Origin of the sequence: Sorangium sp. So ce321, from assembly GCF_051530195.1 — a bacterium.
Lineage (GTDB): Bacteria > Myxococcota_A > Polyangia > Polyangiales > Polyangiaceae > Sorangium.
This window is the reverse complement of the sequence record NZ_CP150329.1, coordinates 8,715,200-8,727,050: the sequence shown is the minus strand read 5'-3', so window position 1 is coordinate 8,727,050 and position 11,851 is coordinate 8,715,200. Positions and strand designations below refer to the sequence as shown.

At 71.3% G+C, this 11,851-nt stretch carries 14 protein-coding genes; 9 read left to right on the top strand and 5 right to left on the bottom strand.

The window, feature by feature from the left end:
- The first annotated feature begins 63 nt into the window (after window positions 1-63).
- Together WME89_RS32215 and WME89_RS32210 are read left to right on the top strand one after the other, a co-directional pair.
- On the top strand, window positions 64-465 hold the full coding sequence (locus WME89_RS32215) for a group II truncated hemoglobin (protein WP_438003499.1): 402 nt from the start codon (window positions 64-66) through the stop codon (window positions 463-465).
- Window positions 466-511: 46 nt separating this feature from the next.
- The gene (locus WME89_RS32210) at window positions 512-742 is read left to right on the top strand and encodes a hypothetical protein (RefSeq protein WP_437618395.1); all 231 of its coding nucleotides are present in this window, start codon (window positions 512-514) and stop codon (window positions 740-742) included.
- 15 nt (window positions 743-757) lie between these two features.
- Here the strand turns inward: WME89_RS32210 and WME89_RS32205 are convergent, their stop codons facing one another.
- Both WME89_RS32205 and WME89_RS32200 read right to left on the bottom strand, forming a co-directional pair.
- The gene (locus tag WME89_RS32205) at window positions 758-2,059 is read right to left on the bottom strand and encodes a dicarboxylate/amino acid:cation symporter (protein WP_438003498.1); all 1,302 of its coding nucleotides are present in this window, start codon (window positions 2,057-2,059) and stop codon (window positions 758-760) included.
- A 143-nt stretch (window positions 2,060-2,202) separates the two neighbouring features.
- The gene (locus WME89_RS32200) at window positions 2,203-3,366 is read right to left on the bottom strand and encodes a M20 metallopeptidase family protein (RefSeq protein ID WP_438003497.1); all 1,164 of its coding nucleotides are present in this window, start codon (window positions 3,364-3,366) and stop codon (window positions 2,203-2,205) included.
- Window positions 3,367-3,703: 337 nt separating this feature from the next.
- Between WME89_RS32200 and WME89_RS32195 the strand changes: the two genes are divergently transcribed.
- From WME89_RS32195 to argC, 5 genes are all read left to right on the top strand, one after another.
- A complete protein-coding gene (locus WME89_RS32195) occupies window positions 3,704-3,916 on the top strand; it encodes a YgaP-like transmembrane domain (protein ID WP_438003496.1) in 213 nt (70 codons plus the stop codon).
- Window positions 3,917-3,924: 8 nt separating this feature from the next.
- The gene (locus WME89_RS32190; protein WP_438003495.1) at window positions 3,925-4,536 is read left to right on the top strand and encodes an RNA polymerase sigma factor; all 612 of its coding nucleotides are present in this window, start codon (window positions 3,925-3,927) and stop codon (window positions 4,534-4,536) included.
- Between the two features lie 5 nt (window positions 4,537-4,541).
- Window positions 4,542-4,940, top strand: coding sequence for a hypothetical protein (locus WME89_RS32185; RefSeq protein WP_438003494.1), 399 nt, complete (start codon window positions 4,542-4,544; stop codon window positions 4,938-4,940).
- Between the two features lie 30 nt (window positions 4,941-4,970).
- Window positions 4,971-6,515 carry an IMP dehydrogenase gene (locus WME89_RS32180; RefSeq protein ID WP_438003493.1) on the top strand — a complete coding sequence of 515 codons (1,545 nt, stop codon included), beginning with the start codon at window positions 4,971-4,973 and terminating at the stop codon, window positions 6,513-6,515.
- Between the two features lie 75 nt (window positions 6,516-6,590).
- Window positions 6,591-7,541: an N-acetyl-gamma-glutamyl-phosphate reductase gene (gene argC, locus WME89_RS32175; protein WP_438003492.1), complete on the top strand. Its 951-nt coding sequence runs from the start codon at window positions 6,591-6,593 to the stop codon at window positions 7,539-7,541.
- Between the two features lie 77 nt (window positions 7,542-7,618).
- Here the strand turns inward: argC and WME89_RS32170 are convergent, their stop codons facing one another.
- Window positions 7,619-8,047, bottom strand: a complete 429-nt coding sequence (locus WME89_RS32170; RefSeq protein WP_438003491.1) for a YciI family protein — start codon at window positions 8,045-8,047, stop codon at window positions 7,619-7,621.
- A 159-nt stretch (window positions 8,048-8,206) separates the two neighbouring features.
- Window positions 8,207-9,184: a LysR family transcriptional regulator gene (locus WME89_RS32165; protein WP_438003490.1), complete on the bottom strand. Its 978-nt coding sequence runs from the start codon at window positions 9,182-9,184 to the stop codon at window positions 8,207-8,209.
- Between the two features lie 76 nt (window positions 9,185-9,260).
- Between WME89_RS32165 and WME89_RS32160 the strand changes: the two genes are divergently transcribed.
- Entirely contained in the window at window positions 9,261-9,923 is a 663-nt protein-coding gene (locus WME89_RS32160) for a glutathione binding-like protein (RefSeq protein ID WP_438003489.1), read from the top strand.
- A gap of 369 nt (window positions 9,924-10,292) precedes the next feature.
- Window positions 10,293-10,895, top strand: coding sequence for a hypothetical protein (locus WME89_RS32155; protein ID WP_438003488.1), 603 nt, complete (start codon window positions 10,293-10,295; stop codon window positions 10,893-10,895).
- A 95-nt stretch (window positions 10,896-10,990) separates the two neighbouring features.
- Here the strand turns inward: WME89_RS32155 and WME89_RS32150 are convergent, their stop codons facing one another.
- Entirely contained in the window at window positions 10,991-11,794 is an 804-nt protein-coding gene (locus tag WME89_RS32150) for a hypothetical protein (protein ID WP_438003487.1), read from the bottom strand.
- Window positions 11,795-11,851: the final 57 nt, after the last annotated feature.

Below are 11,851 nucleotides of genomic sequence, written 5' to 3'. Positions count from 1 at the left end.
CGCAGAGCGGACGACCCGGCCCACGTTGACGACGCCGCGGCAGATCCGCTAGACGGCGTGCCGATGGCCGAGCCGTCCGAGACCCCCTTCGCCTTGCTGGGCGGCGAGCCGGCCGTACGCCGGCTGGTCGAGCGCTTCTACGACCTCATGGCCCGCGACGAGCCGGCGCTCGCTCGCCTCCACCTCTGCGACGAGAACGGCCAGGTCTCCCGGGAGAGCCGCGACCGCTTCGCGCTCTTCTTGATCGGCTGGCTCGGCGGCCCTCAGGACTACATCGCGGCCCACGGCCACCCGCGGCTGCGAATGCGCCACGGCCGCGTCCCTGTCGATGTGGCAATGCGCGACGCCTGGCTGCGCTGCATGCGCGCGGCGATGACCGAGCTCGCCGTGCCAGCGCCGCTTTACGGCCTCCTCGACGAGCGCTTCGGCGAGGTGGCGGACTTCATGCGCAACCGTCCAGGCTGAGCCGCTCTGCCGCCAGGCTGGTGCGGCTCTTGCAGTCATCTTCGCCATGAAAAAGCAGAAGAAGACTCCGCCCGCGAAGACCCCCGCGCCGCAGCAGCCGCCCCCGGCCGCCGAGAAGGAAACGAGGGAGTCCTCGACGGAGGGCGATGTTGCCGGAGGCGCTGCCAAGGGCGCCTTCGTCGGAGGGCTTCTGGGCGGCGCCGGCGGCGCGGCGGTGGGCGGCGCCGCCGGCCTGATCGGCGGCGCGCTCGGCGAGGACAAGGGCTCCGGCTGGTGATCCGGAGCTGACGGCTCAGGCGCCCGCGGCCGTCTCCGGCCCCGCCGGCGCCTCGCCCGCCTTCCGCTCGCCCCAGCGCGGGCCGTCCAGGAGGCGGGCCACCGCCATGCAGCTCACGTTGTCGCCGACCGCGTTGACCAGCGTTGCTGGCGGATCCACGAGCGCCCCGACGGTGGAGATGATCGGCAGCGCCTCGATCGGGAACCCGAACAGCGAGACGATCACCAGCTCGCCGATGAACCCCCCGCCGGGGATGCCGCTCATCACCGTGCCGCTGAGGATCGCGACCCCCACCACGGCGAGGTAGGTGTCCGCCCCGGCGAGCTCGCGGCCGAAGAGCCCGAAGAGCAGCGCCACCTTGAGCACCGCCGAGAGGCACGAGCCCTCCATGTGGATGGTCGCGCCGATCGGGATGACCACCTCGGCGATGTCGTCGGGCACCCCGGCGCGCCGCGCCGCCTCGATGTTCGAGGGGATCGTCGCCATGCTGCTCGAGGTGGCGAGGGCGGTGAGCGCGGGCGCCGGGATGTTCCGCCAGAACGCCCTCACCCCGCGCCCGCGGCCGGCGAGCCACGCGTACAGCGTGAAGGCGATGAAGAAGTACGCGACCGCGAGCGGGTAGAAGAGCCCGAGCGCGCGGACGTACGACGACAGCAGCGTCGGGCCGAAGGTCCCCACCAGGTGCGCGAAGTAAGCGCCGAGGCCGATCGGCGCGTAGTACATCACGAGGTCGACCACCCGGAGCATCACCTCGTTCGCCGAGGCGAGCAGCCGCGCGAAGGGCTGGCCGCGCTCGCCGGCCGCCGTGGTCCCCAGCCCGACGAGGAACGCGAGCACGATCAGCGGCAGCACGTTCTTGCGGGAGAGCAGCTCGCCGAAGTCCGCGACGCTGACGGCGCCCACCAGCTGGTCCCCCAGGCTGACCGGCGCGACCTCCGGCCGCCCAGGCAGCGCCACCTCGAGCCCCGCCGCGGGCGGGTACAGCTTCACCGCGACGAGCATCAGCACCGACGCGACGAGGCCTGTCGCGACGAAGACGCCCAGCATCGCGGTCACGATGCGGCCGAGGCGCCGCAGGCTGCTCATGCCCGCCACCGCCGAGGAGATGGAGAAGAAGATCAACGGCACGATGAGGGTGAACAGCAGGTTGAGGAAGAGATCGCCGAGCGGCTTGAGCGCCGCGGCCCGCTCGCCCAGCGCGAGGCCGAGCCCCGCGCCGGCGGCGATCGACGCGAGCAGGAGCAGCGTGAAGCCGTACGACGTGAGCAGGGTCCGCAGCGTCTTCGTCATCGCGCCCGCCAGCATGCCGCCCAGCATGCCGCCCAGCATGCCCCGACGAGCGCGCGCGTGTCGCCGTCCGCCGCGGCGCCCCGCGCCGCGACGAGGGCCGGGCTCACCCCGGCACCCGGTTCGCCGGGCTCACCCCGGCGCCGCGCTGGCCGAGCCCGGCCGCGGCCGCGTCACTCCGGCCGGAGCGCGGTGAGCGCGGCGCGGGCGAAGATCTCCGCGATGAGCCCGATCGCGCGCTCGTCGAGATCGAAGGCGTGGTGATGGTGCGGCGCCGCGGTGGGCCCGCCGGCGCCGACGGTGAAGAGGCAGCCCGGGACGCGATCCGTGAACTCCGAGAAGTCCTCGCTGACCGTCAGCGGGCCGGGATCCACGACCTCGGCGCGCTCCGTCGCCCGCGCCGCGGCCGTGACGAGGTCCACGGGCGCGGCGGCGTTGGTCATGACAGGCGAGCTCGACACCACCCTGAACTCGCACGCGGCGCGCAGGGCCGAGCACACGCCCGAGGCGATCTCCTGGATGCGCTCGAGCGCGTGCTCCCGGTTCGCCTGCGAGAACCAGCGCACCGTCCCCTGCAGCGTCACGCGCTCCACGACGACGTTGGCCGCGCTGCCGCCGGAGATGGCCGAGATGCTCACGACGACCGGCTCGCCCGGCTTCGTCTCGCGCGAGACGATCGACTGGAGCGCGGTCACGACCTGCGCCGCGGCGTAGATCGGATCGACCGACATGTGCGGCAGCCCGCCGTGCCCCGCCTTGCCGACGACGACGATCTCGAAGGCGTCGATCCCCGCGAAGAACGGCCCGGTCCGCGTCGCCACCACGCCGAACGGGAGCGGCGAGAACACGTGCGCGCCGAGCGCCTGATCGACGCCGTCGAGCACGCCCGCCTCGATCATCTGCAGCGCGCCGCCGGCGAGCTCCTCCGCGGGCTGGAAGAGGAAGCGGACCCTGCCGGCGATGCGGTCCCTGCGCGCCGAGAGCAGCTCGGCCGCGCCGAGGAGCGCGCTCACGTGGGCGTCGTGGCCGCACGCGTGCATCACGCCCCGCGTCTCGGACGGGAAGTCATGCCCTGACTGCTCCACGACGGGGAGCGCATCCATGTCGGCGCGCAGCAGCAAAGTGCCGCCGGGGCGCTCGCCCGCGAGGTCGGCGATGACGCCCGTCCCGGCCACGCCCGTGCGCACGGACAGGCCGAGCTTGCGCAGGCGCTCCGCGACGATCTGCGACGTGCGCACCTCGTTGTAGCCGAGCTCGGGGTGCCGGTGCAGGTCGCGCCGCACGGCGACGAGATCGCGATCGAGGAGCTGCATGTCCTTGCTGAGATCATCGGCCATGCGGCGATGCTAGCACTCCACCCCCGTTCGTGAAGGTCGGAACCGCTCTGAACTCGACATGTCCGAGCGAAGATCCATGTTTGCTCCATCGTCTCGATTGACCATCGATGTTTGTAAAATAGGATGTTCGAGCGCGGTCGGCCGAGCCGATGGGGGGAGCGCACGAGGGTCGAGGCTGGGTTCGTGCCGGTCGTGGACGAGTGTCGGCGCGCGTCGGTCACCTCGCCGAGCGCCGCCCGTGCCTCGTCCGGTCGGGGAGCGCGCCTCGCGCCGGTGACGATTTCCTGAATCCTTCGCTCCGCGCCGGGGCTTCTCCGGGCGAGAGATGGAGGAGCGCATGAAACGCAATCTGGGGAAGATGGATCGCCTGTTCCGTGGTCTGGGGGCGCTGGCCCTGCTGGCGTGCGCCTGGGCGGCGCCGCTGCCGCTCGCGGCGCGCCTGGCCGCGTTCGGGGCCGCGGGCGTGTACCTGCTGTTCACGGCGCTCTCGGGCACGTGCCTCGGGTATGCTCTGATGGGCAGGTCGACCTGCCCGCTCCCGCGGGGCTGAGGCGCTCGATGGACGCTTCGACCTTACACGATACGGTCCTCACGGCGGCGGCGGCGGCGGCGGCGCGCGGCGACGACGGCGCGCTCGAGCTGCTCGTCCGCGCCTACCACGACCGCGTGTACCGCTTCGGGCTGCGCGCGTGCCGCGACGCTTTCGACGCGGACGACGCGGTCCAGGAGGCCTTCACGAAGCTCGCGCGCCGCCCGGATGTGGCGCGCGACCCCGGCGTCCTCTCGTGGCTCATGACGGTGGTGCGGAACGCGTGCCTGCGCATGCTGCGCCCGTTCGCGCGGGAGCGCGCGCACCTCGGGGCGCGGATGGACGATGCCGACGCGGCGCCCTCGGCCGAGCTCGACCCGCACGCGGCGCTCGAGCGCTGGCGGCTCGTGCGCGCCGTGCACGAGGCGATCGCCGCGCTGGACCGGCCCTACCGGGAGGTGCTCGTGCTGCGCGACGTCGAGGGGATGACGGGCGAGGAGGTGTGCCAGGCGCTCGGGCTCGGCGAGGCGGCCATGAAGAGCCGGCTCCACCGGGCGCGGCAGCTCGTGCGGGAGGAGATCCTCCGGCGGGAGGGCGCGCCCCGCGCGCAGCGGGCGCGGCCGGCGCGGGGAGGAGGCTGAGGCCCATGTTCGCGAGCCAGAGCCTCGTGGAGCACGTCGCCCGGGGGCTGCTCGGCCTCGGGGCCCTCATGGCCTCGGCGCTCCTCGCGCCGACGTCCCCCTGGGCGGCGCTCGCGCTGCTGCCCGTCGCGCTCGTGGCGCTGCGCGGCTGCCCGATGTGCTGGACGCTGGGGCTGATCCAGATGGTCATGGCCCGGGCGCGCGGGGAGCGCCCGGGGGGGCGTGTCGGCCGTGTCACTCGGATCGCTGCGCGGCGCCCGCCTCCCCGCGGCGAGCGGCAGGCGGCGCGCGGCGCTGAAGCCGAGACTGAAGCCGAGAAGGACGGTCGGCTGGAAGCGTGGGAAAGCGTGGACCGCGGACCCGGAGCCGAGCAGCGCCGCGCGTGGGCCGCCCGGTCGCGTTGACAGGCCGGGGAGCCCGCACTAGTAGCCGACATGGCATTCATCTACGATGAGCCGAGCAGGACGTTTGGCGAGTACCTGCTCGTCCCGAACCTGACGACCAAGGACTGCGTCCCTGCCAATGTCGACCTCACGGCCCCCGTGGTGAGGTTCAGGGCCGATCCGAGCGCGAGCCCGCCAGACCCGAGGCAGGCGCCGCTCACGATCAGCGTGCCCGTCACCAGCGCGCTCATGCAGTCGGTGTCGGGCGCCGAGCTCGCGATCGCGCTCGCGCGCTGCGGCGGTCTGTCGTTCGTGTACGGCTCGCAGGGCATCGAAGAGGAAGCCGCGATGGTGCGGCGCGTGAAGAACTACAAGGCCGGGTTCGTCGTCAGCGACTCGAACCTGCGCCCGGAAGCGACGCTGGCAGACGTGCTCGCGCTGACCGATCGCACCGGCCACTCCACGATCGCGATCACCGAGGACGGCACGCCGGCGGGCAGGTTCCTCGGCATCATCACGAGCCGCGATTACCGCATCGGCAAGACGCCGCTGAGCACGCCGGTGCGCGAGATCATGACGCCGTTCAAGTCGATCCACTGCGGCAAGGTCGGCCTCGATCTGCAGGAGGCCAACGAGCTCATCTGGCGACACAAGCTCAACACCCTGCCCGTGATCGACGAGCGGCAGCACCTGCAATACCTCGTGTTCCGCAAGGACTACGAGTCGCACCAGGCGCACCCGCTCGAGAACGTCGATCGCGAAAAGCGGCTGATCGTCGGGGCCGGCATCAACTCGCGCGACCACAAGGAGCGCGTGCCGGCGCTGATGGAGGCGGGCGCCGACGTGCTCTGCATCGACTCGTCGGACGGCTATTCGGAGTGGCAGCGCGACACCATCGAGTACGTGAAGTCGACCTACAAGCACGGCTTCATCGGCGCTGGCAACGTGGTCGATCGCGAGGGGTTCCTCTACCTCGTCGAGGCCGGCGCCGACTTCGTCAAGGTCGGCATCGGCGGCGGCTCGATCTGCATCACGCGCGAGCAGAAGGGCATCGGCCGCGGCCAGGCGTCGGCGGTGATCGAGGTGGCCAAGGCGCGCGACGAGTACTTCCAGAAGACCGGTATCTACGTGCCGATCTGCTCCGACGGCGGCATCAGCCAGGACTACCACATCACGATCGCGCTCGCGATGGGCGCCGACTTCGTCATGATGGGCCGCTACTTCGCGCGCTTCGACGAGGCGCCCGGGCGCAAGGTCCGCGTGAACAACCAGTTCATGAAGGAGTACTGGGGCGAGGGGAGCAACCGCGCGCGCAACTGGCAGCGCTACGACCACGGCGACGCCAGCAAGAAGAAGGATCAGCTCGAGTTCGAGGAGGGGGTCGACAGCTACGTGCCGTACGCCGGCAAGCTGAAGGACAACCTCGACGTCACGCTCGCCAAGGTGCGCTCGACGATGTGCAACTGCGGCGCCCTCTCGCTGCGCGAGCTGTACATGCGCGCGCGCCTGACCGTCGCCTCGGCGGTCAGCATCCACGAGGGCGGCGTGCACGACGTGATGCTGAAGGACACGCGCATGAGCCCGCGCGAGGCCTGAGGGCCCGCGGAGGGCCCCCCGGGCCGCGCGAGGCGCTGGTCCCGGGGGCGCGCCCGGCGTATGGAAGGGACCACCATGCATCGGGTGTTCATCGACGGACAGGAAGGGACGACAGGGCTCCAGATCCGCGACCGGCTGCAAGGCCGCCGCGACCTCCAGCTGCTCGAGATCGACCCGGAGCGGCGCAAGGACCCGGCGGCGCGCCGCGCCCTGATCAACGAGGCGGATGTCCTCATCACGTGCCTCCCCGACGACGCTGCCCGTGAGTCCATCGGGCTCATCGAGAACCCGAGGACGCGCGTCGTCGATCCGAGCACCGCGCACCGCACCGCCGACGGCTGGGTGTACGGCTTCCCGGAGCTCCGCCCCGGTCAGCGCGACGCCATCCGGAGCGCGCGGCGGGTCGCCGTGCCCGGGTGTCACGCGACCGGGTTCCTCGCCCTCGTGGTCCCGCTCGTCGCGCGCGGCCTCCTGCCCCGGGACGCCCGCGTCGTCGCCCACTCGCTCACCGGCTACAGCGGCGGCGGGCGCAAGACGATCCAGGCCTACGAGCAGGCCGACGCGGCCCGCCGCGAGCAGCTCCGCGGCCCGCGCCCGTACGCGCTCACCCTGCAGCACAAGCACCTGCCGGAGATGCGCGCGCTCGCCGGCCTCGACCGGGCGCCCTTCTTCGAGCCGGTCATCGGCGACTTCTACAAGGGCATGCTCGTCTCGGTGCCCCTGTTCGCGGACGCCCTCAGCCAGCCGGCGACGCCGGCGGCGGTCCACGAGCTCTACGCGTCCTATTACGCCGGCGAGCCGTTCGTCCGCGTGATGCCGCTCGGCGGCCAGGGCGCGCTGGACGAGGGCTACCTGAGCGCGCTCGGGTGCAACGACACGAACCGACTCGACGTGTTCGTGTTCGGCAGCCCGGACCAGATCCTGCTCGTGGCGCGGCTGGACAACCTCGGCAAAGGCGCCTCCGGCGCGGCGGTGCAGAACATGAATCTGATGCTGGGCACGCCGGAGAACACCGGCCTCGACTGACCCGGACGCGCGGCGGGGTGGCCGCCGGGCGACGCTGACGCCGGTGATCCGGACGCAGACCGACCCGCGACGGCGCGCTACGGCGCCCCGCCCGGCTCGGCCTGTCGCAGGATCTCGGCGAGCCCGGGCGCGGCCTGATGGACCTCGGCGGGGAAGTCCGAGATCTCCTGCACCTGGCGGACCTCGATCACCGCGTCGTCCGAGGCGGGGCAGCGCGACGCCCAGGCGATCGCCTCCTCCTTCGACTTCACCTGGATCATCCAGTAGCCGCCGAGCACCTCCTTCGCCTCGGCGAAGGGCCCGTCGGTCACCTGGGGCTTCCCGCCGGGGAACGAGACGCGCGCGCCCATCGAGGGCGGGTGGAGGCCGTCGAGCGCGAGCAGGACGCCCGCCTTCTGCAGCGACTCGTTGTACTTCATCATCGAGGCGATGGCCTCGGCGTCCGGCATGGTGCCCGGCGTTGCGCTCTCGTATCCCCTCGGGATCATCAGCATCATGAACCGCATCGTCGTGTCTCCTTCTGGCGGGTAGCTGGGCTCCGGGGCGGCCTCGGCCGGGGGGAGCCCTCGCCCTCTGCAGGCACGACGAACGAGGGCCCGCGCGATCGACACGCCGGCCGACTTTTTTTGCAGGCGGCCGCCGCGCGCTGACGACGGTGGGGCGCCTCACCCGGCGCGCCGCTGGAGCCGCGGCGCCGAGCTCTCGAGCGCGGTGACGAGGCGCTCCGCCGCGTCGACCGCCTCGCGCCGGTAGGCGATCCGCCAGGGACGTCGCAGCGCGCCGGATGACAGCCGCTTGACCGCGAGGTCGCCGCCGCCGAGGTACCCGTCCGCCATCCACTCCGAGAGGACCGCGATCCCCATGCCGGCGCGCGCCGCGTCGATCACGGCCTCCGTGAGCGGGAAGCGCAGGAACTCGAGCCTGGGCTTCTGGCGCCCGAAGACGGTCGTCATGAACCAGCGCGCCTCGGCGGGCGGCGTGTTCGACGTGATGAGCGGGCTCCTCCGGAGGTGGTCGCGCGTGATCGAGCCCCGCCCGGCGAGCGGGTGCGAGGTCGAGACGACGAAGACGACCTCGTCCGAGAAGAGCGGCCGCTCCACGAGCGCGCCGCGCGCCTCGCGGTCGCCGGGCAGGGGGGCAGTGGTGAGCAGCGCGACGTCGATGTCGCCCCGGGCGAGCGCGCCGACCGGGTCCTGGGTGTGCTCCACCGCGAGGTCGACCTCGAGCCGGGGCAGCCTGCGCCGGAGGTTCGCCATGGCCGAGGGTAGCCAGCGGTAGGCCGTGTAGCACTCGCACACGAGGCGGACGCGCGTCGTCGCGGCGGCCGGCGCCGCGACCTCCCGCTCGAGCTCCCGGAGCTGCGCGAGCACGAGCCCGGCCCCCGCGATGAGCCGCTCCCCCGCGGCCGTCGGCGTGACCCCGCGCGCGGTGCGCTCGAACAGGCGCGCGCCGACCCGCTCCTCGGCCTGGGTGAGCGCCCGGCTCACGGCGGACTGCGTGATGTGCACCGCCGCCGCGGCGCCCGCCGTGGTGCCGGCGGCCGCCAGCGCGAGGACGAGCTCCAGGTCGCGGATCTCGAGCTGGGGCCGGGGCCCAAACGACGGCGGCGAAGAAGGCGAAGGCGAAGTGGCTATGCGTGGCACGCATCGAGGCTATCACGACGATGCGTTGGACGCACAGGGCCGCGAGAGGCATTTTCGTCGCCGTCAGGAGGTCTTCATGAAGCTCTATTTCTCACCGCTCGCATGCTCTCTCTCCGCGCGCATCGCGCTCTACGAGGCCGGCGCGGACGCCTCGTTCATCGAGGTCGACGCGAAGACGAAGAGGACCGAGGCCGGCGCCGATTATCGCGCGATTCACCCGCTCGGCCTCGTGCCCGCGCTCGAGATCGAGATCGAGGGCGGCGAGGTCGTCACCGAGAACGCGGCGATCCTTCAGCTCATCGCCGACCGGTTCCCGCAGGCGGAGCTCGCGCCGCGCGATCCGCTCGGCCGGGCGCGGCTCCAGCAGTGGCTCTCGTTCATCGGGACCGAGCTCCACAAGGCCCTTTACATGCCGCTCCTCGACAAGGCGGCGCCGGCCGAGGTGAAGGCGTACGCGCTCGCAAAGGCCGACGCGCGCCTCGGCTGGGTGGCCGAGCGGCTCGCCGCGCGGGAGTTCCTGCTCGACCGCTTCTCGGTGGCGGATGCGTACCTCTTCACGATCCTCAACTGGTCCTCGGTCACGCCCATCGACCTGAAGAGGTGGCCGGCGCTCGCCGCGTACCACGCGCGCCTCCTGGAGCGCCCCGCCATCGCGCGCGCCTTCGCCGAGGAGCGGGAGCGCTACCTCCGGGAGCTCGGGCGGCACGCGAAGGCCGCGCCTGCCAGCGCCGCGCCCTGATCGCGCGCTTCGACATGGATGGCCACGCCGCGCTCTAGCTAGAACACCAATCAATCATGTTGAAACCCGGAGAATTTTCACAGGGAGGCGGGGAGGCGGGGAGGAAGAAAAAAAGAATCTCTCCGTCTCTCGCTCTCCGCCTCCTCGCCTCCCTGTAGAATTCCTGCTTTTTCTCGGGGTTTCAACCCGTTTGTCGCTCTAGCAATCCGGTGTTGTCATCGGCCCACGGGGCGCCGGTGTGCGTTTCCTGCTCTCGCTCGAGCGTGGTTCAGGTCTCCTCTATACGAGTATTTCTCGGCCGGCGCCGCCGAGGCAGGACGAACGCGGCGCTGGATCGAGGCTCATTTTTACAACCAAGGAGACCAGCTCATGCAATGGCGGTCATCTCTGCTCGGCGCATTCGTGTGTTCTTCGCTGTTCACGGCCGGCTGCTATGCGACGTACGAAGGCGACGCCGAGGATGTCGGCGAGGTGGCCTCACCGCAGCTCGATCCGAGCGTCAAGGCCTGGCGGCTCTTCACGCTGACCCTCGGCGGCGATCCGCTCGCGAGAGCGCTGGTCATCGGCGGCTCGAATGTCGGACAGTACAGCGCGGCGACCGAGTACTGGTACGTGGACACGGCGGCTCTCCCGGCGCTCGGGACCAAGAAGCTCGTGTTCTCTTACACCGATGGCGACAGCTCCCCGCCTTCGCAGAGCGGCGGTCAGACGTTCGCGTTGCCCAGGGATGTGACCTGGTCGTCGTTCACGACGGACCCGGTGAGCGGCGGATCCCTCTACCAGAATGACAACGTCTACCTGCGCATCGCGAAGAGCTCGAGCGGCCTCACCCGGCTCACCTGGTATCAGGTCCTCCCCAGCGGCGCTGTCGCCGTCAACATCGTGCCTTCCGGGACGTTCTTGCCGGTCAGCGGGCCCGTGAGCGTGCCGAGCGGGTATGCAGGCCGCTACATCGACCAGCCGATCCAGTAGCCCCTGGCGCGATGCGATGGTGCCAGCTCAGGCGCTCGCTCCGGGGGCCCTCGCCGAGGGCTGAGCCGCGCCGGAGCGCCGCGCGCTGCGGAAGCTCAGCCGCCGGAGCCGGCTCCCTCGGTCGGCATGCCGAGCAGATAGAGCTTCTTGCCCCTGCCGCTGATCACGCCCTTCTCCCACCTGTAGCCCTCGTCGCCGAGCCCTCTCAGCAGCTCATCCATGTCGTCGAGCGTGTACGTCCTCGCGTTCGAGACGGCTCCGTCCCACGCGAAGCACAGGGGGATGATCGGGATGAGGTAGGTGAAGATGAGCTGCCGCGCGGTCATGGGCCTCGCCATGGGGGTGATGAGAAAGCACATCGCGAAGCTGAACGGCAGCGCGGTCCACCAGAGGAAGCTGGGATAGCTGTTGTCGCTGATCTCGAAGATGCAGATGGGCTGCCTGCTCTTCTGCGCCGACTCGAGGATCTTCCTCGCGCCGTCCGGCTTCATGTGGTGGAAGCTGCTGACCATGGTCCTGAGCCCCGCCGTCTCGCCGTCGACCTTGGTCGCGTCGACCGGCTTGAGCCAGTAGGCGACGTTGCTCCCCTCCTGGCCGTTGATGCTCCGCGCCGCTTCCTCGTTGGGGTAGAGGTCCGTCAGCGTCAGCTGGACGTGCTCGAGCCCGGGCTTCTCGTTCAGGTGCCGGATGACGTCGAGCATCGGCCCCCCGTTCCCGGAGCACAGGTCGATGATGCTGGACGCGCGCGACTCCTTCAGGGCCCGGGCGAGCAGCTCGGCCAGCTCCTCGCTCGAGCCCATGAGCTTGTGCATGGTCACGAGCAGGCGCGTCATGCAGGCCCGCAGCCAGCCTGGAAACCAGCCGAAGTCCTCGAGCTCGAACAGGTGTATGCGCTTCATCTTGTCCCTTCGACGTGTGTGGGTGCTGGTTCTGGGGGGCGGCGCGGCGGGCTGCTG